Source organism: Rahnella perminowiae (assembly GCF_019049755.1).
Lineage (GTDB): Bacteria > Pseudomonadota > Gammaproteobacteria > Enterobacterales > Enterobacteriaceae > Rahnella > Rahnella perminowiae.
The window spans coordinates 1-755 of the sequence record NZ_JAFMOS010000109.1; the positions used below are offsets into that span (position 1 = coordinate 1).

The following is a 755-nucleotide window of genomic DNA, read 5'->3' on the forward strand; positions in this document are numbered from 1 at the left end:
CAAGATGGTTATCCAATTTTGAAATATCTCATGGTATCAGCGTTGCATTAAATAAAGACATAAGGGTTAATATCATAGGTACCACAGTTCCTTGGCCTCTTCGACCTAGTTTTTGACCGGCCCAATTACTTAATTTATCAGAATGTTAATTCCGCTTATGGCTTTGAGTTCAATCGATGGATGCAACACAGTTGCTAAATAGTTCTGCTGGTGACTCATAGCTTAACGTTTTTCTTGGTCTCTCGTTAAGTTGTCTGGCAACACTATTTAATCTTTGCTGGCTGTGAACTGATAAGTCGGGCCTCATACCCAATTCGGAGCTAGCAGTTAGTGAAGCAGAGAATCGTCACCTTAAGCTTAAGCGTTAAGAATTACAGCAGAGGTTAGGTGCCGACGTCAGCCATGAGCGGCTCGCATCAATCCTGAATAACATTTCGATGCAGATAACCTCGTGAATATCGGCGTCCACAGCCAGGTACTTTTTCTGCCAGACGCGGTGCGCAACGTGAGGCGAAAGACCCGCTTGAGCATCAGAACGGTCTCAGAATAACGTTGAGAACAACCCACGAAGGCTTTTTGGGACCGTCGTAACAGTCCTAGATGGCCCGCTCATCCAATCAGAATCAGTGTTCCCCGATTGACGAAAGCCTTGTTGTAGGCGTTCCAGTTAGTGATTTTGAGGTTTTGTTTTGCCACAAGATACCGCTACAGAGTCACGAATGTGTTGATCTGATCCTGGTTGTAGCTAAATTTTC

1 pseudogene is annotated in these 755 nt (G+C 44.6%); it reads right to left on the reverse strand.

Annotated features, from left to right (window positions below):
* Window positions 1-169: 169 nt before the first annotated feature.
* Window positions 170-298: pseudogene (locus J1785_RS00570) on the reverse strand (IS30 family transposase); the annotation flags it as partial.
* Window positions 299-755 lie beyond the last annotated feature (457 nt).